The 25,679-nt window shown below is 34.6% G+C and carries 24 protein-coding genes and 1 tRNA gene; 9 read left to right on the top strand and 16 right to left on the bottom strand.

Annotation, left to right across the window (positions count from 1 at the left end; translation table 11 throughout):
* Window positions 1–40: 40 nt before the first annotated feature.
* Window positions 41–1,123, bottom strand: a complete 1,083-nt coding sequence (gene gcvT / locus ACEN2F_RS06695; protein ID WP_441737234.1) for a glycine cleavage system aminomethyltransferase GcvT — start codon at window positions 1,121–1,123, stop codon at window positions 41–43.
* A gap of 304 nt (window positions 1,124–1,427) precedes the next feature.
* Here gcvT and ACEN2F_RS06690 point away from each other — a divergent pair, with 304 nt between their 5' ends.
* Window positions 1,428–2,276 (top strand): NAD(P)H-hydrate dehydratase, encoded by an 849-nt coding sequence (locus ACEN2F_RS06690; RefSeq protein ID WP_441737232.1) that lies wholly within the window; start codon window positions 1,428–1,430, stop codon window positions 2,274–2,276.
* A 25-nt stretch (window positions 2,277–2,301) separates the two neighbouring features.
* Here the strand turns inward: ACEN2F_RS06690 and ACEN2F_RS06685 are convergent, their stop codons facing one another.
* Window positions 2,302–3,651, bottom strand: coding sequence for a TlpA family protein disulfide reductase (locus ACEN2F_RS06685; RefSeq protein ID WP_441737229.1), 1,350 nt, complete (start codon window positions 3,649–3,651; stop codon window positions 2,302–2,304).
* 479 nt (window positions 3,652–4,130) lie between these two features.
* On the opposite strand from ACEN2F_RS06685, the gene ACEN2F_RS06680 reads away from it, so the two are divergent.
* Window positions 4,131–4,925, top strand: a complete 795-nt coding sequence (locus tag ACEN2F_RS06680; protein WP_441737227.1) for a HipA family kinase — start codon at window positions 4,131–4,133, stop codon at window positions 4,923–4,925.
* Window positions 4,903–5,286: a DUF3037 domain-containing protein gene (locus ACEN2F_RS06675; RefSeq protein ID WP_441737225.1), complete on the top strand. Its 384-nt coding sequence runs from the start codon at window positions 4,903–4,905 to the stop codon at window positions 5,284–5,286. Before ACEN2F_RS06680 ends, ACEN2F_RS06675 begins: the two co-directional genes overlap by 23 nt.
* Before the next feature lie 5 nt (window positions 5,287–5,291).
* Here the strand turns inward: ACEN2F_RS06675 and ACEN2F_RS06670 are convergent, their stop codons facing one another.
* From ACEN2F_RS06670 to ACEN2F_RS06650, 5 genes are all read right to left on the bottom strand, one after another.
* Entirely contained in the window at window positions 5,292–6,482 is a 1,191-nt protein-coding gene (locus tag ACEN2F_RS06670; RefSeq protein ID WP_441737223.1) for an NAD(P)/FAD-dependent oxidoreductase, read from the bottom strand.
* 132 nt (window positions 6,483–6,614) lie between these two features.
* Window positions 6,615–8,144 (bottom strand): S10 family peptidase, encoded by a 1,530-nt coding sequence (locus ACEN2F_RS06665; RefSeq protein ID WP_441737220.1) that lies wholly within the window; start codon window positions 8,142–8,144, stop codon window positions 6,615–6,617.
* Window positions 8,145–8,470: 326 nt separating this feature from the next.
* Window positions 8,471–8,974, bottom strand: a complete 504-nt coding sequence (locus ACEN2F_RS06660; protein WP_441737217.1) for an SRPBCC family protein — start codon at window positions 8,972–8,974, stop codon at window positions 8,471–8,473.
* 142 nt (window positions 8,975–9,116) lie between these two features.
* Complete coding sequence (locus ACEN2F_RS06655) at window positions 9,117–9,626, bottom strand: GNAT family N-acetyltransferase (RefSeq protein WP_441737214.1); 510 nt, start codon at window positions 9,624–9,626, stop codon at window positions 9,117–9,119.
* 288 nt (window positions 9,627–9,914) lie between these two features.
* A tRNA-Arg gene (locus ACEN2F_RS06650) sits at window positions 9,915–9,988 on the bottom strand.
* A gap of 102 nt (window positions 9,989–10,090) precedes the next feature.
* Here ACEN2F_RS06650 and ACEN2F_RS06645 point away from each other — a divergent pair.
* A complete protein-coding gene (locus tag ACEN2F_RS06645; RefSeq protein ID WP_441737211.1) occupies window positions 10,091–10,603 on the top strand; it encodes an adenine phosphoribosyltransferase in 513 nt (170 codons plus the stop codon).
* Here the strand turns inward: ACEN2F_RS06645 and ACEN2F_RS06640 are convergent.
* The 4 genes from ACEN2F_RS06640 to ACEN2F_RS06625 all read right to left on the bottom strand — a co-directional run bounded on the left by ACEN2F_RS06640 (window position 10,600) and on the right by ACEN2F_RS06625 (window position 14,728).
* Window positions 10,600–10,740, bottom strand: a complete 141-nt coding sequence (locus tag ACEN2F_RS06640) for an SsrA-binding protein (RefSeq protein WP_441737209.1) — start codon at window positions 10,738–10,740, stop codon at window positions 10,600–10,602. The two genes, ACEN2F_RS06645 and ACEN2F_RS06640, sit on opposite strands and share 4 nt — an antisense overlap.
* A gap of 72 nt (window positions 10,741–10,812) precedes the next feature.
* Window positions 10,813–12,843 carry a M56 family metallopeptidase gene (locus ACEN2F_RS06635; RefSeq protein WP_441737206.1) on the bottom strand — a complete coding sequence of 677 codons (2,031 nt, stop codon included), beginning with the start codon at window positions 12,841–12,843 and terminating at the stop codon, window positions 10,813–10,815.
* Window positions 12,844–12,866: 23 nt separating this feature from the next.
* Entirely contained in the window at window positions 12,867–13,235 is a 369-nt protein-coding gene (locus ACEN2F_RS06630) for a BlaI/MecI/CopY family transcriptional regulator (protein WP_441737204.1), read from the bottom strand.
* 275 nt (window positions 13,236–13,510) lie between these two features.
* Entirely contained in the window at window positions 13,511–14,728 is a 1,218-nt protein-coding gene (locus tag ACEN2F_RS06625; RefSeq protein ID WP_441737202.1) for an MDR family MFS transporter, read from the bottom strand.
* 260 nt (window positions 14,729–14,988) lie between these two features.
* Here ACEN2F_RS06625 and ACEN2F_RS06620 point away from each other — a divergent pair, with 260 nt between their 5' ends.
* The 5 genes from ACEN2F_RS06620 to ACEN2F_RS06600 all read left to right on the top strand — a co-directional run bounded on the left by ACEN2F_RS06620 (window position 14,989) and on the right by ACEN2F_RS06600 (window position 18,666).
* Window positions 14,989–15,591, top strand: a complete 603-nt coding sequence (locus ACEN2F_RS06620) for a DUF1684 domain-containing protein (RefSeq protein WP_441737200.1) — start codon at window positions 14,989–14,991, stop codon at window positions 15,589–15,591.
* Window positions 15,591–16,244: a TatD family hydrolase gene (locus tag ACEN2F_RS06615; protein WP_441737197.1), complete on the top strand. Its 654-nt coding sequence runs from the start codon at window positions 15,591–15,593 to the stop codon at window positions 16,242–16,244. The genes ACEN2F_RS06620 and ACEN2F_RS06615 overlap by 1 nt, the downstream gene beginning before the upstream one ends.
* A gap of 56 nt (window positions 16,245–16,300) precedes the next feature.
* Window positions 16,301–17,014 carry a tRNA threonylcarbamoyladenosine dehydratase gene (locus ACEN2F_RS06610; RefSeq protein ID WP_441737195.1) on the top strand — a complete coding sequence of 238 codons (714 nt, stop codon included), beginning with the start codon at window positions 16,301–16,303 and terminating at the stop codon, window positions 17,012–17,014.
* 80 nt (window positions 17,015–17,094) lie between these two features.
* Window positions 17,095–17,769 (top strand): HAD family hydrolase, encoded by a 675-nt coding sequence (locus ACEN2F_RS06605; RefSeq protein ID WP_441737192.1) that lies wholly within the window; start codon window positions 17,095–17,097, stop codon window positions 17,767–17,769.
* Between the two features lie 51 nt (window positions 17,770–17,820).
* The gene (locus ACEN2F_RS06600) at window positions 17,821–18,666 is read left to right on the top strand and encodes a DUF2911 domain-containing protein (protein ID WP_441737189.1); all 846 of its coding nucleotides are present in this window, start codon (window positions 17,821–17,823) and stop codon (window positions 18,664–18,666) included.
* 479 nt (window positions 18,667–19,145) lie between these two features.
* Here ACEN2F_RS06600 and ACEN2F_RS06595 read toward each other — a convergent pair whose 3' ends face one another.
* The 5 genes from ACEN2F_RS06595 to ACEN2F_RS06575 all read right to left on the bottom strand — a co-directional run bounded on the left by ACEN2F_RS06595 (window position 19,146) and on the right by ACEN2F_RS06575 (window position 25,562).
* Window positions 19,146–20,870, bottom strand: coding sequence for a sodium:solute symporter (locus tag ACEN2F_RS06595; protein WP_441737187.1), 1,725 nt, complete (start codon window positions 20,868–20,870; stop codon window positions 19,146–19,148).
* A 122-nt stretch (window positions 20,871–20,992) separates the two neighbouring features.
* Window positions 20,993–23,524: a PIG-L family deacetylase gene (locus ACEN2F_RS06590; RefSeq protein ID WP_441737185.1), complete on the bottom strand. Its 2,532-nt coding sequence runs from the start codon at window positions 23,522–23,524 to the stop codon at window positions 20,993–20,995.
* 158 nt (window positions 23,525–23,682) lie between these two features.
* The gene (locus ACEN2F_RS06585; RefSeq protein ID WP_441737182.1) at window positions 23,683–24,219 is read right to left on the bottom strand and encodes a hypothetical protein; all 537 of its coding nucleotides are present in this window, start codon (window positions 24,217–24,219) and stop codon (window positions 23,683–23,685) included.
* Window positions 24,220–24,388: 169 nt separating this feature from the next.
* On the bottom strand, window positions 24,389–24,874 hold the full coding sequence (locus ACEN2F_RS06580; protein ID WP_441737179.1) for a hypothetical protein: 486 nt from the start codon (window positions 24,872–24,874) through the stop codon (window positions 24,389–24,391).
* A gap of 370 nt (window positions 24,875–25,244) precedes the next feature.
* Entirely contained in the window at window positions 25,245–25,562 is a 318-nt protein-coding gene (locus ACEN2F_RS06575; protein WP_441737177.1) for a hypothetical protein, read from the bottom strand.
* Between the last annotated feature and the right edge of the window lie 117 nt (window positions 25,563–25,679).

Genomic DNA, 25,679 nt, shown 5'->3' with positions numbered 1-25,679 from the left:
ACTGCAAAAATACAGTTATTCTAATCTTTATCCAATGATTTTATTTCTTGTAAAAAGGTAATTTCACCACTTTGGCAGGAACGTCATTTTTACGGATTCTGATAAAAATATCACTCTCTAAAGCACTGTTTTCAACAGTTACATATCCCATTCCTATTCCTTTACTCATAGATGGTGACATCGTACCCGAAGTTACAATTCCGATTACATTTCCGGAAGCATCTACAATTTCGTAATCGTGTCTTGGCACTGCACGTTCCTGCATTTCAAATGCAACTAATTTTTTAGTAACTCCCGCTTCTTTTTGCTTTTTCAGATTTTCAGAATTCGTGAATTCTTTTGTGAATTTTGTAATCCAGCCCAAACCAGCTTCCAGTGGAGAAGTTGTGTCGTTGATGTCATTTCCGTACAAACAAAAACCCATTTCTAATCGTAATGTGTCACGAGCCGCAAGACCAATTGGCTTGATGCCAAAAGCCGAACCTGCTTCAAAAACTTTATTCCAAATTTGTTCTACTTCTGAATTTTTACAATAAATTTCAAAACCTCCTGAACCCGTATATCCTGTAGCCGAAATAATTACGTTTTCGATACCGGCAAATTCACCCACTTCAAAATGGTAATACGGAATCGCTGATAAGTCTTTTGAAGTCAACGATTGCATCGCTTCAACCGCTTTTGGTCCTTGAATAGCCAGTAAAGAATAATCATCCGAAAGGTTTTTCATCTCCACGCCCAAGTCATTTTGAGCAGAAATCCAATTCCAATCTTTGTCAATATTCGAAGCATTTACCACTAATAGGTACTGCTCGTCTTTCATTTTATAAACCAGCAAATCATCAACAATTCCGCCATCATTGTTTGGCAAACAAGAGTATTGCGCTTTTCCAATAGTCAAAGTCGAAGCATCATTTGAAGTCACTTTCTGTATCAAAGCCAAAGCATTTGGACCCGTAAGCAAGAATTCACCCATGTGAGAAACATCAAAAACACCCACGTCATTTCTAACCGTTTCATGTTCTGCATTCACTCCTTCATATAAAATGGGCATATTATATCCAGCAAACGGAAGCATTTTTGCTCCCAAACTCTCGTGTATGTGCGTTAGCGCAGTATTTTTCATGGTGTTTTTATATAAAATTTGAAGTCGCTAATTTATTGATTTTATTTCGGGTGACAAAGGCGGAACCGCGCAAAGTTTAAAGTTTCAAACGTTTTCGAAATAACAAATTTTGTAGGATTTATGATAAGTATTTTTAGGAGCTATTTCCTGCTATTCGCTGTATTCCCGCTTAACAAAAACTACGGCTAAAAAAACCTTCTTTTTCTAAAGCGGGAGATGCCGCTTTTATCAGGGCTAGGAAATTTGGGTTCAAATAACGAATTTGTTTCCTATTAAATTCGTAATTTTAAACAAACAAATTTCCATGACGAATCCCATTTACATCGACCAAAAAGAAATCCTGAAACATTACAAACAACCAGATAAACATACACACAAAGGAATTCAGGGACACGCCTTAATCATTGGCGGAAGTTATGGCAAAATAGGAGCAATCAGTTTGTCTTCGAAAGCGGCTTTGAAAACCGGTTGCGGATTAGTCACCGTTTTTATTCCAAAATGTGGCTACACTATTTTGCAAACCGCAATACCTGAAGTTATGGTTCTCACAGATAATCAGGAGCAAATAATTTCTAATATCACTTTTGACATATCGCCGCAAGCCATCGGAATTGGTCCCGGTTTGGGTCAGGCTGTAGAAACCCAAAATGCGCTCTATCAATTTCTAAAAACGAACAGAGTCCCATTAGTTGTAGACGCTGATGCATTGAATATTATTTCTAAAAATAAAAAATTATTAGCTTTAGTACAACCCAAAACGATTATCACGCCACATCCCAAAGAACTGGAACGATTAATTGGGAAATGGCATTCCGAAGAAGAGAAAATGAGTAAAGCAGTCTCTTTCTCCAAACAATACAAAATTATAATCGTAATGAAAGGCGCACCCACCCGAATAATCAATGGCGAAACCGTTTATGAAAACACCACCGGAAATGCTGCGCTTGCAACTGCGGGAACTGGCGATGTTTTGACAGGAATGATTACTAGTCTATTGGCGCAATCCTATGAACCTACAAGCGCTGCAATTCTTGGCGTGTATCTCCACGGATTAACCGCTGATATCGCTTTGCCGGAGACCGGTTATCAGTCTTTTATCGCTTCAGATGTGATTGCGAATATTGGAAAAGCTTTTTTGAGTATTACAGAATAAAAATTTTAAAAACGCTTCACAATAGTTATATTTTCAATTCGTTAAATAACTCAGCCAGTTTGGTTTCAGATGGTTTTGGAGCATTTGAATTTACAATGTTGCCATCTGGATCAATAAGAATGAATCTGGGGATTTCCTTTATTTCATAAGCTTTAATAAATTCAGAATTGAAGTCCATATCTGCTAATAATTGAATTCCTCCCAACTGTTTTGTGTTTACAAGATTGCTCCATTTTTTTCGATCTTTAATATTGTCAATAGAAATGCTAACAAACTGAATATTTTTACCTTGGTATTCTTCTTCTACTTTTTTCAAGGATGGTACTTCCTTAAGACAAGGTCCACACCACGTTGCCCAAACATCTATGTAAACATATTTCCCTTTTAGACTTTCTAAAGACGTTTTTCCACCTTTTTGGTTTTCGTAATCAAATTGTGGAGATGCTTTGTGCGGTTGTGTCGCTAATATATTATTATAAATTGTAGTTAGGCTCTCTTTTAATTTCGGATCATTTGTAATGGAAAGATATTCTTGGTATATTTTTCCATAATTGGCATTATCAATATTTACGTCATAAATAGAATTATGAATGATGAAATTCTTAAGGTTTTGACTTTTGATGGCTTTAATATTAATGATTTTAGCTTTAATAAAATCAAGATCAGTTCCGTTAAATTTGATATTATTGAGGAATTTCAACACAGCTAATTTTTGATACTCACGGGAAAATAAAAAATCAGCATCATTATCTAAATCAATTTTTTCATCAAATTTTGGGTATTCCTCTGAAACGTGAAATTCTTTTAAATGGGCGTGAAAATTATGGTACTTTTCATAAAACAAGAAGTGTTTTTGCTCTAAATAATTGATATTAGAAACTTCTTTTTCTTTGAAATAGGTATTAGTAAATTTAGTTGTATTGTACAAGTCAGAAATAGAAGTTTTAATTTCATTCACTTTATTCAGGAACTCCATTTCATCCAATTTATATAATTCTTCATCTGAAATTTGTGAAGTTATCTTTAATTTTTCAATTATATATTGATTCTCGATACTACCTTTGCCTTTATATTTTAAACTTGTGTAAAAAACGCTATCATCTGCAAGTAGCACGAGATTAGTCTCTTTTGACAAATAGATTGGTACACTGTTTTTCCCAGTTTCAAGAGTATAAATTCCATCATATGGAATACTTATGTTTTCTGAAAAACTACCGTCAGCTTTTAATATAATTTCTTTCTCAAATAATTCTCCTTTTATACTGATAGAGTCGCTAGCGGTATTTGTAATTTTCCCTGAAATTGTTGTAAGCTCTTTTGAAGTTGTAAATGAGGCCAAAACTAATATTAGCAATAGATAAATAACTTTTTTCATTGCAGTTTATTTTTAATAATTAATCAAATATAAACTATTTCCTAAAAATTAGTATCTAATTCTTTGAGAATTAAATAAAAAGGGATTGTTTTTTTTTAAATTTAGACACGAATAGTGTATTATAATAAACGGGGAACCAGTCTTAAATTGCTTCTTATCGTATTATAAATGTTGGGAAAGCTTTTTTGAGTTTAGAAAAATTGGAGTAGTATTTTGTCTTTGACCATTTTATTTTATTCCTTTTCCTTTTGTCATTCAGACGAGGGAGGAATCTCATTGTAGTTTCCGGTAATTTTTTTTATGAATAGCTCATTTGTTCAATTTATTATCAATATAGTTTAGTGATGAAAATATTCTTCATGAGATTTTTCCTGTGGTAGAAGCCAGATTGTTAGCAATCATTCTGCAAAATAGATACTAAATTCTTCTACTTATTTGTAAGTTTGTATCCAAGTAAAATAGCTTTATCCAATTCGATTATGGAAAAAACACCCCATCTTAGAACCGTAAATGTTACGCGATACATCACTCCTTTGCGGGAAGGCGGTTCTTTGCCTGCGCTCGCTGAAGCCGATGATGATTTTAAATATGTCTTGAAATTCAAAGGTGCCGGACATGGCGTAAAAGCTTTAATTGCCGAATTAATCGGTGGAGAAATTGCCCGTGCATTAAATTTGAAAATGCCGGAATTAGTTTATGCAAATCTCGACGAAGCTTTCGGACGCAGTGAAGCCGATGAAGAAATTCAGGACTTGCTTCAAGGCAGTCAAGGCCTTAACTTGGCATTACATTATTTGTCAGGTGCCATTAATTTTGATCCTGTTGTCACGTTGGTTGATCCAAAACTAGCTTCCCAAATTGTTTGGTTAGATGCTTTTATCACTAATGTCGACAGAACCTTTAGAAACACTAATATGTTGATCTGGCATAAAGAATTATGGCTGATAGATCATGGCGCGAGTCTTTATTTTCACCATTCTTGGACCAATTGGGAAAAGCATGCACAAAGTCCTTTTGCACTGATAAAAGACCATGTATTGTTGCCTCAAGCTTCGTTATTAATAGAAACTGATACAGCCTTCAAAAAAATATTGTCTGAGGATGTATTGCAAAATATTGTGAATCTGATTCCCGAAGTATGGCTCCATTGGGAAGATACCGATGAAACTCCCGAAGCCATTCGAGAAGTCTATTTTCAGTTTTTAAGAACACGTTTGAACCATTCCGAAATTTTTATAAACGAAGCACAAAATGCAAGAGAAGCACTTATATGAGTATGCCGTAATCCGTGTTGTGCCAAGGGTAGAACGCGAAGAATTCCTCAATGTGGGTATTATTCTTTTTTGTAAAAAAGCAAAGTTTATTAAGGTTCTGTATTCAGTAAATGAAGCAAAACTCCAACTTTTTTCGGATGATTTGGATGTGCAACAACTGCATTTAAATGTACAGGCATTTGCAAAAGTGGCACATGGCGAAAAATCAGGTGGCCCAATAGCGCAATTTGATATTCCATCGCGTTTCCGTTGGTTGACTGCACTTCGCAGTTCCGCTATTCAAACCTCAAGACCGCATCCGGGTTTGTGTGATGATTTGGAACAAACGGCGCAACGCTTGTTTGAAGAAATGGTATTGTAAAAAATTTATGGAACCTTATTTAGGTGACGCGCAAGATGCATCCCCATACTAAAACAAGCTTGCAGCAGATAACCGCCGGTGGGCGCATCCCAGTCCAGCATTTCGCCAATGCAATAAGTATGATTTTTATTTTTTAATTGGAAATTATCATCTACCGCATTCAGTTGAATACCGCCTGTCGTAGATATCGCATCGTTCAATGGTGCAGTACCGGTAATTTCTAGGCTTAATTTTTTAATATTTTGAGCCAATAATTCTGGATTTAGATAGATTTCTTTCGATAGGTATTTTTTCAAAAGCCCAATCTGAGCAGGACTTAATTTAACTTCTTTTTGTAGTGTTTCGCTCGTTTTCTTAAAAGTTGATTTTCTAATCTTTTGAAGCAAATCATCATAACGCAAAGTTGGTTTCATATCCAAGAAAACTATCGCCTTTTGTTGGCTTTCCAATTTCTGACGTATTTGTGGACTAAGGGCATAAATGGCATTTCCTTCTAAACCGAAACGCGTGATGACTGCTTCCCCTTTTTGTGTTTTATTGCAACAGCTAATCGCAATGTTTTTAAGCGGACTGCCTTCATGTTCCGAAATAAAATCTTCCGGCCAGTTCACACGATACGCACAATTTGAAGATTGAAATGGAACGATAGGAATATTTTCCCTCTCAAATAAATCAAGCCAGCCACCATCAGAACCAGTGACTTTCCAGCTTCCGCCGCCCATAGCAAAAATGGTATAGTCGGACTTTATTGTTGTATCTGTATTGAAAACAATTGAATTTTCGCTCGTCCAACCCGTCCAAGTATGTTGGTATTGAATGGCAACACCTTGCTTTTCCAGAACAGCTAAAATGGCATTGAGCACCGTTATGGGTTTGAAACCATTTTCAGGATAAACTCGCTTGCTACTGCCTATATACGTCGGAATACCTATGGAACTAAGCCACTTTCTAAAGTTTTCATTGTCAAAATCAAGGAGTGCTTTTTCCAGAAAATCAGCTGGTGTATAGCGTGCAATCAGTTCAGTAATGGATTCCGAATGGGTAAGGTTGAATCCACCTTTTCCGGCTACGAGAAATTTCCTGCCCAGCGTTTTATTTTTTTCGTAAACAGTAACTTTAAATTTTTCACAATCTAAAAATGCTGCCAGCATAAGCGCTGCGGGACCTCCTCCAATAATTGAAACTAATTTTTTCACGCCACAAAAATAGGTTTTGTTTTACCCGTAAACGCCGATAGGTATTTTTATATTAGTTAATGTATCTGTAAAAAATAAAAAAGGCTGTTCAAAATCATTTTGAACAGCCTTTTTATAAAAAAAATACCGAGTCTAGTATTTTGCCGACTCTCCGGCCTTAGGCAAGGATTGTTTGATAAATTGTCTGATATCTTCATTGGCAGTTTCCAAATCTACTTTTCGCAAATACATCATGTGACCGCTTCTATAGCCTTTCCAGGACATTCGGTCATTTAGTCTTCCGCTTGGATCCATTTGCCACATGTTGTATTTTGAGTTGAAATAATCGCAGGCGCCATCATAATATCCAGATTGAACCATTACATGCAAATACGGATTTTGTGCCATGGCTTGTCGCAGGTTTTCTCCGGTTTTATCATTGGAATCATCCCAAGGCCGCACAGAACCAAACATATTATATTTAAAATCGGTTTTGTAATTTAAATTATTGCTCAAATACATATTGATTGCAGGAGTAAAAGAGTGCAGCCAAGAAGTCAGTTCCGCATTAAAATCAGGTTTGTCTCCAGCGGCTTTGCGGTCAATTCCTTTATAACGAGAATCTAATCTTCCTACTGTAAACCCCTGATCGCGCAACAATTCTTTCCAGAAATAATCATAGGGAACATCTAAATTGTTTTGTAAAACGACTTTTTCCGAAAGTCCGGAATAGCGCGCAATTTTAGCAGCCATGTCTTTTCTTTTTTGGTCGTCTAATGCGCCCCCTTTGCTCATAGCGGGAAGTAGTTCATTGATTGTAAAATCTTCTACTTCCGGCAGCATATCTGTTAAATCTTTGTTCTGTAAATCAGCAGGTAGCTTTTTGTGATACCAAGCCGTAGCAGCAAAATATGGCAGTTTCAGAGCAGCTTCAGCGGCTACACCGCGAGTGATTCCTAGTTCAGTTGGTGATACCAGAATAACACCGTTCAGGTACATCCATTCGCTGTTTTGCAATTCAAGCGCCAATCCGGAAACGCGCGTCGTTCCGTAACTTTCACCAATTAAATATTTAGGCGAAGCCCAACGATTGGTTCTGGATACAAATCCATTGATCCAGTCGGCGAGGTATTTAATGTCGGCATTTACGCCAAAGAATTTAGTGGTTGGTATCTCTTTACTTGTAGCTCTTGAATATGCGGTATTGACCGGGTTTACAAAAACAATATCGGCAACATCCAAAATCGAATACGGGTTTTCTTTGATTCCATAAGGCTGTAATGGGTAGCCTTCATCATCAATATTAATTAAAGTGGGACCCGTATACGCAATTTGCATCCAAACTGAGGCCGAACCTGGACCGCCATTAAAGGAAATAACCAAGGGACGGGCAGCACGATCTTTTACATCGGAGCGTTCGTAATACGTGTAAAATAATCCGGCAATAGCTTTTCCGTCTTCGTCCCAAACTGGCATCGTCCCAGTGGTCGCTTTGTACGGCACTTTTTGACCTTTAATAGTCGTGCTATGTTCCGTTATGACCTGAGAATCCGGATTAAAAATAAGATTTGCAGCTGAATATTCTTCTTTTGGAGCAGGAGTAGTTGCTGGTGCTTTTGGTGGTTGGGCATGTAAAGCCGTAAAAAATCCAACGAAGAGCAACGATAGTACTGTTTTTTTCATAAAGAGATTGGTTTGAGGTATTTTCAATAACAATTTTCTGATAAAATTTAATTTTACTAATGTATTGTTTTTTACCGGAGCATCCATAAAAGAATGCAAAATTGTGATTTTCAAACTAAAAAACCTTTTTACGAAAGTATTTCAAAGGAACTAATACTTTTTCTGGAGTAACCCCAAATCAGAAAATGTCCTTTTCCATTTGTGTACCTACAGCTTTGGGGTCGGGCTTTTGGCTGTATCTTTATTTTTTAAAAGAAAAAAATAAAGGATGCCGCCGCAATCCCTTACGCGAAAGACCCTAAAACAGATAGTATTTTTGTTTATCGTTATATTTTATTTTCTTGAAATAACGTTTCTAATTGCTCCATACAAGCGGTAATACCTTGTTCAAAACCCATTTCAATCATGGTTTCTATCTCTTTTTCATTGGAATAGAACATTTTGAGTTCTACCAAAGTACCCGATTCTGTAGTTGTAAAAACAACTATTCCGGTAGAAACCGGCAACGAAGTATTTATAGTTCCTTCTTTATCAGAAAAACTATCCTTAATTTCAAAACTTAAATGTGGAGTTATTGCTGTATAGTCCATGCGTCCCCAATGTTTTTCATTTTCAGGACCCACCATCGCGTACAACCAATAACCACCAGCAGAAAAGTCCATCCGCTTGGTTTCAGCTTTCCATGGTTTTGGCGCCCACCATTGTTCTAATAATTCACTTTCAGTATACGCTCGCCAAACTTTTTCAAGCGGGGCAGAAAACGTTCTGGAAACCAAAATTGATTTTTCTTTTAAATCTTTTACAACGTACGTTTTGGAAGTAGTAGCCATTTCATTTTGATTTAAGATTTTTTGTGCTAGTTCTAATGGATTGATTCAGTTGTTATTCCTTTTCTGTAGAATTAAAATGAACCATTAAAGTTAGTTTATTTTACTTAAATAAATAGTATAATCGGCTGACAATCAATTAAATTTATCCAATCCTTTTTTCTAAAACAATAAATTCCAAAGGCTCTTCCGTGATAGGAATATGAACGGCGCTTGCCGGAAAGGGTTCACGTACTCCAGTATCTTCATAACCGTGACGTTTGTACCAGGCAATCAGTTCGTCCCGGACGGAAATCACAGTCATTACAATTCTTGGCAATCCTAATTCTAATGCATGAAGTGCTGCCTGTTGCAGTAATTTTTTCCCAACGCCACTGTTTTGTAATTCAGGAGAAACGGTGAGCATGCCAAGGTATAATTGCTGCTCTTTTTCAACTAACAAGACACAACCTATAATCTGGTTATTCTCGGTAAATTTCAGAATCGTGTTTTTTGGATTCAAAATCGTTTCTGACAGTTCTATCTCATTCGTTCGCAGCCCTTCTAGAATATTGGCTTCAGTGGTCCATCCTTTTTTAGAGGATTCCCCGCGATACGCTGAATTGATCAATGTATTTAATTGCGAAACGTTCTCTAAGGTTGCTTTTGTAATCATCCGTAATGGTCTTGTGGTTTTTATTTTCAAAGGTAGAAAAAAGGAGAATAAAAAGTAATGTATAAATAGTATTTGCACAACATTTAAAAACAATCAAATCCAATTTATTGTAAGCGGGCTTTTGGGTTTATAGGCTATATTTAGAAAGTGCCTATTATTTAGTTTGTGCATCGTTATCCTAATTGCCCAAAAAAACAGAAATGGAATCAATGTATTCGGAAATTGTCGGGCTATTAGTAAATGAAAAAACACAACTACCTTTAAATAAGTTAGTTGTGTTTTAATTTGTGACCTTGACTGGATTCAAACCAGTAACCTCTTGAGCCGTAATCAAGTGCGCTATTCAGTTGCGCCACAAGGCCATTTTTTTGCTATTGATGTCCTAATTAAGGTGTCTTAGCGGGTGCAAATATAACTATAAATGTGTAATTTGCAAGTCTGAAATTGTAAAAAAACAAAAAAATATGCCATTAAAAAATTATATACGTGATATTCAGGGGTTTCCTAAAGAAGGAATTTTGTTTAAAGACATTACTCCGCTGTTAATAAATCCCGAAGCGAGGAATAAATGCCTTGAAATACTGGTTTCGTCCTTGAAAGATAAAAAAATAGACAAGGTAATAGGTGTGGAGAGTCGCGGGTTTTTCTTTGGAATGTTGATTGCTCAGGAATTGAATGTTGGTTTTATTCCAGTTCGGAAGCCTAACAAGTTGCCTTATGAAACTATTTCAGCGACGTATGATTTAGAATATGGAACGGATACTTTAGAAATTCATATTGATGCGATTCAAAAAGGGGACCGAATCCTGATTCACGATGATGTTTTGGCAACAGGGGGAACGGCGAAAGCAGTTTGTGAATTAGTAGAACGATTGGGTGGCGAAATTGTGCAATGCAATTTCCTGATGGAATTAGCTTTCTTGAATGGAAGGGCAAAAATCAAAGGAAATGACATTTTTGCAGCAATTACGTATTAATCCAGCGCACGTGTGGTTACGTAATATCTAAAACCAATAATTGCCATTTGCCATTTCTTGGCTTTAGCCAAATCCAATTGCTGTTTGGTGAAACTCGGTAAAATGACTTTGTTGAGTTGGGCTAGGATTTTATACATACAGTTTTATTTTGGACAAAGATATAAAAAAAGACGGTCTTCATTGAGACCGTCTAAATTGTGAATTTCTATTTATTTTCTATCTTTAATTTTGGACTGATATTCTTCCATTTGCTTTTCGTAGATTTTCATTTTCTTTTCAAAATTATCCATTTGTGCATGGAAAGGTTCCATTTTTTTGTCAAATTCAATCATTTTTTTATCAAAGGCTTCCATTTCAGGTGCTAAAGTTTCCATTTTTTTATTGAAATCTTCCATTTTTTTATCAAATTCTTTCCAAGCTTTTTTATCACCAATGATAGGATCTCCTTTTGGAGCTTTTGGAGCTTTTGGAGCTTTTGGAAAAACAGGTGCTTTCGGCGCTTTAAATTTAAAAGTTGGTGCAGTAGGAGGAGTTGGTGGCTCTGGGATCATTTCTTTCGCATCCAGATAGCTTTTAGTAATAATGCGGATTGAGTTCTTAGCTGAAGTTCCCTCTTTTTCTACATTTACTGAGCTAATATGATTTGGATTCATACTTTCGGCCTCTAGCGGGCTTACTTTTTTTCCGTCAATAAAATATTCTGCATCACTAGGAATACCATTTATTTCTGTCGTTTTTTTTGTAATCGTATATGGATTTTTTGGTTTTTGAAGAATATTTAAACTAATAGGATCTACATTTTCTAATCCCAAATTAGTTCCTTGTACTTTAGAATTAAACATACCTGCGTTTTGAGATGTTTTTCCTTTTGTCACAATATTGATTATCGATTTGTTATTCTCCTTAGAAACATTCATTGTGGATATATCATCCGGATTGGTTCTGTCTAATTCTTCGTTACTAACTTTTTTACCGTCGATAAAAATTTCCTTGTCGATCACGGACGGAGCATTAGGAACAACAAGCATACTTTGTTGATTGCTATTATTTTCATCTGAACCAAAATTTACAGTAAGCATTCCATTATTATTTTTAGATACTGTAATTCCAAATTTATTTATTGCTTCATTTCCTTTTGTTTCCATTTTCTGTGCAATTTCTTTTCCTTTTTTTAAATTAACTTTTATAGCGGTTAATTCGTTTTTAGAATTTCTTTTGATTCCGGAAAAGTCAGCTATTATGGCATAGTTTTCTTTTAAATTCCTAGATTTTTCTTTTAGTTCTTCATCTGTGGTGTTTTTGTCTATTTCGTAAACATCTATTGCTTTTTCATTGGTTTTTATGCTTTTTGTTGTTGCTTGAAAATCTACTTTTTCTTGAGCTATTACATTTACTTGAAATAGCATTACAAATGCGATTAAAGCAGGAAGTACCGTTGCGTACTTCCAGGAATTCGATTTTTTTGATTGATTTTTGTTTAACATAACGATTCGTTTTTTGATTAATGATTGATAAAAGTGATTGGTAATGGCAACACAATTTTGGTGTGTTGTTACTTTTAAAAGCGTTAATTGATAGGCTTTTTTATCTACTATCTTTTTTGTGGCTTCGCTGTCAGCAATGAATTCCACGTTTTGTAAGATGGCTTTTTTGTACAACCAAATGAATGGATTAAACCAAAAAAGGATACAAAAGAGTCTTGAAATTAAAACATCAACAGTATGATTTTGTTCGCTGTGTACTTTTTCATGTTCCAAAATATTTTCTAGTTCGGAACTGCTGTATAAGGACGAATTGTAAACGATGGTATTAAAAAAAGAAAAGGGAGCGAGATTGTCTTGCAAGTCTATAAATTTAAAATCCGCTTGACGTTTTATGGTTTTTCCTTTTACTATTTTTTGTAAACTGTAAAAATCAAAACTAAATTTAGTCAAAAGATACAATGTACCAATGAAGTACAGCACTGCTAATCCCAGATAAATATACTCTTGCGTGTGGTCTTCATCAATAATTGTACTTATGGGCAATGAGGACCAGTCATAATTTACAGGAGTAGGTTCGACCCATATTATTTTGGTATAAACCATTAACGGCAGTAAAACGGAAGTAAATAATCCTAATAATAAAAACCAACGATTGCTCGTAAAAAAGGTTTCTTTTCGCAACATAAAATGATAAGCCAAATAAAACAATGCAATTAATCCACTGGATTTGATAAGATAAAGATAGAATGCTTCCATAAATAATGTTGTTACTATAAAGTTTATATTTCTTCTTTTTGATTTTCAATCATGGCTAAAATTTCCCGTAATTCAGCGGCAGAAATTTTTTCTTCTTTGGCAAAATGCGATACCATATTTTTATACGAACTATTGAAGTAATTATCAATAGCTGTATTCATGAAGCGTTTTCTATAGTCTTCTAAACTTACAATAGGATAGTATTGGTGTGTGTTCCCGAAGGCATTGTGCGATACAAAACCTTTTTCTTCAAGGTTGCGCACAATGGTAGAAAGTGTGTTGTAATGTGGTTGTTCTTCTGTGATTTCTGCCAAAACCTCTTTTACGAATGCTTTTTTGAGCTTCCATAAAATGTGCATGATCTCCTCTTCTTTATTAGTCAGTTTTTGCATGATTTTTTTATTTAAATCAAACTTACAACTAATTTTGTAGTTACGAAACTAAAAAAGTAGTTTAATAACTAATTTTATAGTTTAACGTGTTTTTTTGTAGTTTAATTATCCTTTAAATCAAAAATGTAATCATTACAAGGAGACTGCGTGAGGGGTAGAAGCTAGCTACCGAAGTAGCGCGTATAACCCGACGCTATAAAGAAAAGGGGCTAGTAACGATGTTGTTGCTAAGCCCCTTTTTTTTATAGCGTCACGCCCAAAGAATGGTACTGAAATTAATTGTGTTCTTTTTTAACGAGTTTTTGCAGCCAAATACAACCCGCAACCGAAAGCAATCCAAGTGTTCCCATTACAAACCAGTTAGCTTGGTAGCCAAAAGCGGCTATGATTTCCAGTCCAGTTTTAGAACTGGCAATATGTGCTAAACTAAAACTCATCGTGAATAAGGCCATGTAGCGACCTTCATGTCCCTTAGGCGCTCGGCTTAGCGCAAAAGAATTGGAGAAAGGGAAGATGAACATTTCACCAAAAGTGATAAAAAGAATGCTAATAATTAGTATTCCAGCCCACATATTGATCAGTAAAACATAAAAACTCAATGACATTAGCAGTGCTCCCCAAAGAATAATTTTGAGTGTATTGATGCCTTTTCTTTGAGTGAAACTTACAATAGGCATTTCTAAGAAGAAAATCAACAGTCCGTTTAAAGACAATAAAAGGCCACTTTGAAACTCGGTTAATCCAAATTTTTCATTGTGATATAAAGGCAAAGTAGTGAAAAGTTGAAAGAAAAGCATGGCCGTTATAAAACAGATAAACAGAAAAATCCAGAATATTTTATCTTTGAAAACAGAGACAGGTATTTCGGTTTCGCTATTTACTGAGTCTAAATCAGCTGGTTTTTTGCGTTCTTTTACTAATACGGTAAATATTAATATCGAAATAATACAAGAACTTCCATCAACCCAAAATAAGCCGCTGTATCCCATATTCATAATGATCAAACCTCCTAAAGCCGGCCCTGCAGTAAAGCCTAAATTTACCGCTAATCTGACTAAAGTCAGTGCTCTGGTGCGATTTTCAGGTTTGGCATAGGTCGCTAAGGATACAAACATCGCGGGACGGAACATATCAGCAACGGTCATAATGACAAACATTCCAATGCATAATCCCCAAAATGTTCGGATGTATTGAACAAAAAATAATAAGATTCCGCTGGTGAACAAACTGAAAACCATGATTCTGTAAAATCCTATTTTATCAGATAATTTTCCGCCAAGCCAAGAGCCAAGCATGGATCCAAACCCAAAAGCAACCATAATCCATCCTACTTGTGCATAGGAAAAACTCAAATCTTCTTTTAAATACTTTGATAAAAAGGGCAATACCATCGTACCGGCACGATTGATAAAAGTGATGAGGGTAAGAATCCAAATCTCTCTGGTAAAGCCTCTAAAATTATTGATGTAACGCTGAAAAGCAGTTTGGAACATATACTGAGTTATAATTTTGCTAAGGTAGAAAACTTTGTAGCGTTGCGCCTTTGTGTCCTAGTAAGTTTTAAACTATTTTTGCATAAAATTATAGATTGGGTGTCTGGAAGCTTATATTTTTTTAAACATTAAAATTAAAAAAATTGTGTTTATGGCTTTGCGAACGACACAATTTTGATGCTTTTAAAAGAAAGTAACTTTTTATAAATTAACAAAATTTTCAATTATTAGTAAAATTGGAAAGGCACAAAATTATAAACATGAGAATGCTATTTACTTTATTGTTTTTTATGCACTTGAATTTTGGCTTTGGCCAAGGACAATTTGATGTTTCCGCTGTAGCCAAATTCCAAAAGGAATTAAACATGGAATATGCGGATGCCAAGAAAAGTCCGCTGACTCCAGAAGATTTAGCGGAATTCAAAACGCTGGATTTTTATCCTGTTAATGAAGTTTTTTTTGTGGTGGCAAAATTGGTTAGAACTAAAAAAGCGAAACCTTTTGAAATGGAAACTTCAACGGATAGAAAACCATTGTATGTAAAATATGGGGAACTTTCTTTTAAAATAAATGGTCGTGATTTTAAACTAAATGTATACAAAAACATTGAACTTTCAAAAAAGAAGGGATACAAAGACTATTTGTTTCTGCCGTTTTCTGATTTGACGTCAGGGAAGGAAAGTTACATTGGTGGGAAATATATCGATTTAAAAATTCCAGAAGGAGATACAATTGTAATTGACTTTAATACATCGTATAATCCATATTGCGCTTATAATTATAAATATTCCTGTCCAAAAGTTCCTCTGGAAAATGATCTAGCTATTGCTATAAAAGCGGGAGTTAAAAAATTTCATAACTAATGAAATACTTTAATCTACATACACATAAATATACGAATGAACCCAATATATTGGAACTAGTCAATCAATATCCACAGGAATTTGATTCCGGAATTCCATATTATTCCATCGGGATTCATCCGTGGTTTATCGTTGAAGAGCAAGTAGATGCTGATTTGGCTATAATCGAACGTAAATTACAAGAACCTAATTGTCTTGCTGTGGGCGAATGTGGACTGGACAAACGCATCGAAATCCCGATGGAATTGCAGCAAATGGTTTTCGAAAAGCAATTGCTATTGGCACAACAGTACCAAAAACCGATCGTACTACATTGCGTTGCGGCTTTTCAGGAACTGATTGCAATTAAGAAAAAAATGAATATTTCAGTTCCAATGTTGATTCATGGATTTTCAAAAAACATACAAGTTGCCAAACAATTGGTGGACAATGGATTTTATATTTCTTTTGGAAAATATTTATTACTAAATAAGGAATTAGGAGCTGTTTTTAAAAGTGTTCCCAATAATCGATTTTTTCTGGAAACAGATACTATTGAAGAAGGCATTGCAGTAGTTTATGAATTAGCAGCTAAATACAAAGGTGTTTCTGTCAAAGAAATACAGGAACTAGTAAATAGTAATTTTAATGAAGTTTTTGATTTCAGATTGTAGATTAACGATTTTTGATTTCAGATTTCTCAAAAACTTTAAACTTAAAACAAAAAAAAATGGCAGAATGGACAGAAAGAGCAGAACTTTTATTTAAAAAAGAAGGTTTAGATCATTTAAAAAACGCAAATATCTTGGTTGTAGGATTAGGCGGTGTTGGTTCTTTTGCGGCTGAATTTTTAGTCCGAGCAGGAGTGGGAACCATGACTATTGTAGATGGTGATGTAGTCGATATTACTAATATAAACCGACAGTTACCTGCATTACACTCTACCGTGGGGCAAGCCAAAATTACTGTTGTTGGTGATCGACTAATGGACATTAATCCAGAATTAAAACTGACTTGTGTGCAAGAATTTCTTTCGCCAGAGCGTGCTTTTGAAATTGTTTCTGACGAATTTGATTATGTTGTGGATTGTATTGATAGCGTGACTCCAAAATTAAATTTGATCATTGGCGCAAAGCGAAAAAGAGTAAAAATAATAAGTAGCATGGGTGCTGGCGGGAAAATGGAAGCTTCTAAAGTGAAAGTTACAGATATTACCAATACCGTGAATTGTTTTTTTGCTAAAACAATTCGGAGACGATTAAAAGAAGTCAAGATCGATAAACTGAAAGTAGTTTTTTCTTCGGAAATTCAAGATGAAACGAGTTTAAAAATGACGGATGGATCCAATTTCAAAAAATCATTTTACGGAACCAATAGTTACATGCCAGGATTATTTGGTTTATATGCTGCAGAAACCGTAATTCGTTATTTACTAAAAAAATAGTGTTCAGTGCTCAGTCTCGGTATTCAGTTCTAAAAATCTAACAAGTCTTAAAATCTAAAAGTCTAATAATCTAAAAAAAAATGATACAAACCGTAATTTTTGATATGGATGGTGTAATTGTCGATACTGAACCTGTACACCGTTATGCTTATTTCAAACAATTCGACGAACTTAATATTACTGTTACAGAGGAAATGTACACTTCATTTACTGGTTCTTCAACTCGAAACACGTTTCAGAAATTAAAGGAGGATTTTGAACTTGAACACGAGGTGGAGGATTTGATTCAAAGAAAACGAACTATTTTTAATGACGCTTTTGATAGTAAAGCCGATTTAGAATTATTGGAAGGCGTTGAAAATCTTATTAAAGAATTGCATCAAAACGGGATGCAATTGATTTTGGCTTCTTCAGCTTCTAAGGTGACTATTGAGCGCGTGTTTAGCAGGTTTAAGCTGCAGGACTATTTTACACACGTGGTTAGTGGAGAGGATTTTCCTAAATCGAAACCACATCCTGCAATTTTTGAGTATGCCGCGAGTTTATCCGTCGCACCAAAGGGAAGTTGCATCGTCATTGAAGACAGTACAAATGGAATAAAAGCGGCAAAAGCTGCAGGAATTTTTTGTGTGGGGTATAAAAGTATTCATACAGAAGCACAAGATTTATCGGAAGCCGATGTAATTATAAATCATTTTAACGAATTGGGTTTTGATCGAGTTAAGAATATTGATTCTAAATTAATAAAAAATTAACATTTTGAAGCCAGTGAATTTGTAAATTTGGAGATCATTAAAAACAATAATATGAAAAAAATAATCATTGCTCTCGCGCTATTTGTTATGACTTTAAGTGCTGAAGCCCAGTTAAAAACACCTCAATCTAGCCCTAAAGCTACGATTATGCAAACAGTCGGTTTAACTGATGTTGAAATTAATTATTCCAGACCAAGTGCCAGAGGAAGATCTGTTTTTGGTAATTTAATTCCTTTTGGAAAAGTATGGAGAACCGGAGCCAATGAAAATACCACTGTTTCTTTTAGCGACGATGTTGTAATTGATGGTAAAACATTAAAAAAAGGAAAATATTCGTTATACACAATCCCAACAATAGAACGTTGGGACGTAATTTTTTATAAAACAACGAATAATTGGGGTAATCCAGCAGACTGGAATGAAGAAAATGTAGCTCTTAAAACTACAATCAAACCAGAAACAGTAAATAAAAGTGCTGAAACTTTTACTATTGGAATAAGTGGTGTAGATAATAATTTTGCTTTTTTAGAAATCTATTGGGAGAATTCCTATGGTGCTATAAAATTTGAAGTTCCTACACAACAAAAAACAACGGCTAATATTGATAAAGCATTAGCTGGACCAACAGGAGGAGATTATTTTTCTGCTGCTCAATTTTTATTTCAATCCAATGGTGATGCTGCAAAAGCATTGGTTTATGTAAACAAAGCATTGGATATGGCTAAAGACAAACCGTTTTGGTATAACAGATTGAAATCCTTGATTCAAGCTAAACTTGGTGATAAAAAAGGAGCAATCGAAACCGCTAAAGCATCTATTGCTTCAGCTGAAATGGCAAAAAATCAAGACTACGTAAAAATGAACAAAGACAGTATAGCAGAGTGGAGTAAGAGCTAGTTACTCTAACTATTTCACTAAAAAAAATCCCGTCTCGATGATTATTGAGACGGGATTTTTTAGTTTTAAAATATGGTATTATGATTTTAAATATAGAACGTAAGTAATAAGAATAAAACAATGTTGCATTTTTTTTACCATATAAGTCATGTAAGTTTAAGTTTCAATTGTGTTAGCCTTGTGTACCTTAAACAATCATAAGATCATTTAAGGTTTAATTCTTATATGACTTATATGTTAATATTATTTCACTCATTTGTTAGTATAACATTAAATAGGTCCAACTTCTTAATACCATTTTGCTTTTGTAATCACTATAATAAACAACTGCACAATTTGTTATTTCGACGAAGGAGAAATCATAAAACGAGAATAACTAATGAGATTTCTCCTTCGTCGAAATGACAAAATTAAAGACATTGACATTAGTAACGGATAATCATTTAGTTTTAAAAAATGAGCAACATTAACTTTATTCATTAGGCTGTAATAGCTCTTTGTTTTCTGAAAATAGTCCATTGCAGCAGTAATGAGATCACAATCGTTAGCATTGCTCCAATAAAGTTTAACCATAAATAACCCAGTTTTTCTTGTCCACTCGGAAAAATGTAAATGGCGTAATAGTAAATTATAAAAATAGTAATTTGACTAACTACTGCGCTGTAAAAAATTGCTTTCGATTGTACTTTGTGGATGTAAAAACCAACCAAGAAAATACCCAATACAGTTCCGTAAAATATAGATCCAATGATATTTACCAATTGGATCAAGTTTTCAAATAGCGTTCCAATACAAGCAAATAATATTGCAATTACACCCCACAATAAAGTAAAAAATTTAGTTGCGTACAAGTAATGGCGTTCTGATTTTTCTTCTTTTAGATTGCGTTTGTAGATATCAATAGCTGTTGTAGAGGCCAGTGCATTTAATCCGGAAGCCGTTGATGACATGGCTGCTGATATGATTACAGCAAGCAATAAACCGATAAGCCCTTTAGGTAAATAGTTGAGAATAAAGTGAAAAAACACATAATCTTTATCATTGGTTTCGCTGTTGCTATCCGCTTTTAGGATGATTTCTTTGGCCCGATCTCGCAAATCTTTTTCTTTATTGGATAAAGTCACTAATTCCTTCCTAAGCGTTGGATTGTCGTAATCTTGATTGAGCTGATCAATATACAAGAGATTAATTACTTTCTTATCTTCGGATAAATCGTCTAATTTTTTCTCCAAAGCGTTATATTCGCCTTTATACGCTGATTTTTCAATCATGACTTTATTGTTTGGATTAAAATTCAAAGGAACTGGATTGAATTGAAAAAAAACAAAAACCATCACTCCGGTCAACAAAATGAAGAACTGCATTGGTACTTTTAATAATCCGTTCATAATCAGTCCCATTTGACTTTCTCGAACGGATCTCCCTGATAAATAGCGTCCCACCTGAGATTGATCAGTTCCAAAGTATGCCAATGCAAGGAAAAAACCTCCCGTTATTCCGCTCCAAAATGTATATTTTTCTTCTGGGTCAAAAGAGAAATTTACGATATTCATTTTATCATTTGCACCAGCAATATGCAATGCACTGGTAAATGTCATATCATTTGGTAAATAATGCAAGATCAGAAAAAAGGTGATAAACATTCCAGACATAATCACAAACATTTGCTGTTTCTGAGTAACATTGACAGCTTTGGTACCGCCAGAAAAGGTGTAAATAATAACCAAAACACCAATAACAATGTTCATATAGGTAAGATTCCAACCCAAAATAGCGGACAATATAATCGCTGGAGCATAAATGGTTAATCCGGTTCCAAGACCTCTTTGGAACAAGAAAAGGATGGCTGCAAGAGAACGGGTTTTTAAATCAAATCTTTTCTCTAGGTATTCATAAGCTGTATAAACCTTGTATTTGTGGTACAAAGGAATAAAGGTGACGCAAATTACCACCATGGCAATAGGCAGTCCAAAGTAGAATTGTACAAATCCCATTCCGTCATGATACGCTTGTCCCGGAGTAGAAAGAAATGTAATTGCGCTGGCCTGAGTTGCCATAACAGAAAGGCCCACAACATGCCAAGGGGTTTCATTACTTCCTAGAATAAAATCATCCACATTTTTACTCCCTTTGGTTTTCCAAGCACCGTAAATTACAATGAACAATAATGTAACTATGAGTATAATCCAGTCAAATAATTGCATAATTTAAGAGTATAATTTCATGATGAGACAAAAGATCAAGATGTATATAGCATTGGCCACAAGTACCCAAGTGTAATTTTTTTTCCAGGTTTTTACTTTCTTTGTTTCCATTTTGGGTTGTGTTAGTGCTTAGTATTTTGAGCAGGAATAGTTTCCAAGGATTGCAGCGAGATAATATTTGATATTAGTTTGTAAGCTCCGGTAACACCTTCAGGTAATTCTCTAAAAAAGCTTAAACCAGTATAAATATAGTGCCCTTTTCCGTAAGGAGCAATTAGCAACGCACCATTTTTAGGACTTTCGCCTTTGTCATTTGAGGATAAAATAGGAATGAAGGCTTTGTCGTATTCGCTTGGGTAATACAAACCTTGTTCTTGTTTCCAACCCTCAAAATCTTTAGCAGTTATTTGGTTTGGGAAATTCAAAACGGGATGGTTTGGTGCTAAAAATCGGACTTCGGCATCTTCTTCCGTCACTCGGTCGCGGGATAATTTCAACGGATAAGGCGCAATATTTCCAGTAACTAAATCACCAGCAGTATTGTATTGTACGAGCATGGTTTTTCCACCCTTTACAAAATCAAAAAGAATATTTTGCTTGTTTGCTAAAGCTGTAACGGTATTATACGCACGAACACCAGTCATTACCACATCAAAATTTTCTAGTTTTTCCGGTGTTATTTCTTCGGGTTTAAGTACCGTAACTGAGTAACCCAATTGGGTCAAACTGCTAGGAACTTCATCTCCTGCACCCATAATGTAGGCGATTTTTTCACCATTTGTTTTTAAATCCGTTTTAATACATTTGGCTTCAGCTGATTTTAAAACTTGCTGTTTTGTAATGTGGTCGTAATTTATGATAATTTGTTCTTTATCAAATCGTTTATTGTCAATTATCGCCACGCTTTTAGCTACTGCTTCATCTGATTTGTTAGGCGCAATTACTTCAAAATAAACAATTTGTTCGGTTCCCTTTTTTTGAATGTTAAACGGAATCAATTTTGGAGAAACATTCCAATTTTGCGGCAATTCAAGCTTTAAGTTTCCTTTTACGTCATCTTTTCCAGCTTTAATTTTTACGCCCACATATTTAATTTTAGTGTCTTTAAAAAGTAATACTTTATCAATGATAGAAGTTGTTACTTCAGGAACAATATCCAGATAATTATACACTTCACCCTTTACATCATCATTGTATTTATAAACCACAGTTCGTTCAAAGGGGATTTCGATTCCGTTGATTAGAACGTTAAAGACCACTTTTGTTTCCCTAATAATATCTGGAATCCCTATGTTTTGTTGGTCATTTACGGCATACATACCCGTGGTTCCATTTTCTCTTAACCAGTACGGCTGTGTGTAGTTAATGGATTCAGGTAATGTCAAATCTAGGTTGATGTTATTTTGTATATTATTTTTTAACTCCCTATTTTGAATGGTCGTAATTTGATTAGGTAAAGCGGTCACACTGATTAATTGTATTGGCGCTACACTTCTATTAATGGCCTCAAGTTTCAGTTTAATAGTACTTCCGGGAGTCGCTTCCTGATTTTGGGCAATGGCTTCAAGATACAAACCAGAACAGGCTGCTATAATTTCTTTTATGGCTTCAGATTTCAATGGTGCCCACTGATTTTCGTCTAGAGCGTTTATCAGAGCGTAGGCTTTCGCCAAATTTGGAATACTTGCCGCAGGATTACTGTGGTCGAATTTGGCTGCTATGGTGGTCAATAATTCTCCTATTGCTTTTCCTCCTTTTACTCGGTTCCAAGAAGTATCAATTCCTTCAAAAAGTGATTTTTTATCTTTTAAAGCATCTCCATTTATGAATTCTAAATATTCTGTTTCTTCACCGCGCTCACCAGTACTCCCAAAACCTTGTGATTGATGACGACTCCGACTTAATGCCGCAATTTCCTGATTTGATTTTCCTATTCCTGGATAATAAACACCCGTTTCTACTGCGATGAAATTCTTTTTGTCGGCGGCATTAAATTTTTCGATACTTCCATAAAACCACCATGATGTATTGAAAAACTGTCTTTTAGCTTGCCAAGGCTTTACAAATTGTAATTGTTCGGGATAAATAGTGGGATTGTTAGCCAGTTCAAAACTTTCAACACTCAACATTGCCGATGAAGTGTGATGGCCATGCGTAGTTCCGGGAGATCGATGATCAAATCGGTTGACAATTACATCGGGTTGAAATTTTCTGATGGCCCAAATAACGTCAGCTAAAACCTTTTCTTTATCCCAAATTTCTAAGGTTTCTGTTGGATTTTTGGAAAAACCAAAATCATTGGCACGAGAAAAAAATTGTTCCCCACCATCAATTTTTCGGGCTTCAATAAGTTCTTGAGTTCGTATGACTCCTAATAACTCCCTTAATTGTGTACCAATTAGGTTTTGGCCACCATCACCTCGTGTCAAAGATAAATAGCCTGTTCTCGCTTTTTGTTCATTGGACAAATACGATATGAGTCGGGTGTTCTCATCATCTGGATGTGCAGCTATATAAAGTACGGAACCCAGAAAATTAAGCTTTTCGATTTGGTTATAAATTTCGACCGCATTTAATTTTTTAGGATTTTGTGCAATTGTTATTTGAAAACAAAGAAGGAATATCGTTAGCGCTAAAAGGTGTTTTTTTTGCATTTTTTTTAATTTAATTTGCAAGAGCTTCAAATGTAGGAATTAAATATTTTTGTTGGAAATGTTTTTAGTTTTCTTTAAAAAATAATAGTTTGATTTAACAAAAAAGAGAGAAAACTAAATATAGCTTTCTCTCTTTGCTTTTTATAATAGTGTTAGGCTTAGTCTCTATCGTTTCCATGTCCACGTCCGTGACCTTTATTGCCTTTTCTTCTGTCATCACCATGATCCCTGTGATTATCGTTTCCTTTACGATTGTTGTAATATCTACGATTATCATTTGATCTGTTATTCACATATACTCGGCGATTGCTGTTGTGGTTTCCTATATTTCTTTGCTCTCTTCCGTGGTATCCTTTGTAATATTTTCGTTTGTGATTATTAAAATTGTTATATGGTCTTGAACCATGATAATCATTTAGCACCACTTTATATCCTCTATTCAAATTATAATTACGATACTGTCCTGGTAAATTTCTAGATCGGATCCATCTACCACTACCAAAGTAAATAAATTGTGTAGCTCGTACATCATAATACGCTTCTACATCTGGTAAGTAATAATAGTCAGCGTTGGCATATCCTGCCGGCCCCCAAGAAGGAGCGGTACCAATATTTAGATTTACTGAAACTTGTGCGTGTATTGAACTAGATACTAAGAAAATAATTCCTACGGCGATTAATTTTAATGTTTTCATTTTGTTAAAAATTTAATTAGTAATAAAAATGTGAATTACCATTTTTTTGCTCTCTTTTTGAAATAATCCAACAACTGTGCCAAAACCAAAAATGTATTCAAATAACAGTTTTTCTCCAAAAAAAAAGAGTCTCCATTTTTAGAGACTCTTTAGTTAACCACAATAGGAATTACTGCTTTCCGTTACCGTGTCCTTTATTTCCTTTTCCTTTTTTAGAATGATCGGAATGATTGTTACCACGGTTATTTACCTCCTTACGAATAATAACTTTTCTTGCACCAATGTTTCTTTGAGGACTTCCTTTGTATCCTTTACGGTATTTTACTTTATGATTTTTAAAGTTAGCATAAGGTCTTGAACCGTGATAATCATTCAAAACTACCTTGTAGCCATTATATAAATCATAATTTCTATATTGGTTAGGAAGGTTTCTAGAACGATTCCATTTTCCGTTTCCAAAATAAATAAATTGTGTTGCTCTTACATCATAATAGGCTTGAACATCAGGAATGTAATAATATTCTGCTGCAGAATATCCTGCTGGTCCCCAAGCTGGCGGATTCCCTAAATTAACATTTACCGAAACTTGCGCTTGTGCCACTTGGCTGGTTACTAAAAGAATTATTCCAGCAACGATTAATTTTAATGTTTTCATCTTTATTTTTTTAAGTGATAAATTGTAAATATTTAAAAAATTGTACTTTTTTACTACTGTATCAATAACTATTCCAATGCTGCATTAGTGGATTGCTTAGCTAAGGCGCACTAAGTATACATCCTTGCAAATTAATCCTTTAGATTTGCAAATCTGCATTCCTAATTATGCAAATCTTCATAAATTAAGTCGGGATAATTTGTAAAATTCGCAGCAAATAAATACGTGAAACAAGCGCGTATACTTTAATACTGCACACTAAAACTATGAAATTCTAGCTCAAAATGGTTTGTTTGATCCCATTGGATTTCATGCAAAAAAAAAGGAAATGAATTATCATTTCCTTTTTTTTGTAAAATTTGAATTTTATTTACAATAACAATATCAATAAAAGAATGATAATGATAATTGCGCCTACAGATAAATAAAGTCCATTACCGGAAGACTTTAATTCTGCTTTAATAGCACGAACTTCTTTACGCAATTCTTTTTTCTCTACTGAATTTAATTCAGATTTGTCCATTGCTTTTATCTCGTCTAGACGATTAAGCAATACTTTTACTTCAGCAGGAACCTCTTTTGGGGTATTAGAAACTGCAATTGGATTTTTTTCTGCTGCTAACATTTGAGTTGGCATAACACTAATTGATAAAACTAGCATCATTAAATAAAAGGTAACTTTTTTCATTTCGTTGGGGTTTTAGTTAAAATTTTTAACAATTTAAAAGTAAACAATATTACATATTTTTTTCTTATAAAATTGTGGTATTAAATTATATAATTCACACTCTTATTCATTATAGTT

The sequence above is a fragment of the Flavobacterium sp. W20_MBD1_R3 genome (genome assembly GCF_052119725.1).
GTDB lineage: Bacteria > Bacteroidota > Bacteroidia > Flavobacteriales > Flavobacteriaceae > Flavobacterium.
The sequence above is the reverse complement of the archived record's forward strand: the minus strand, read 5'-3'. Positions and strand labels throughout refer to the sequence as shown.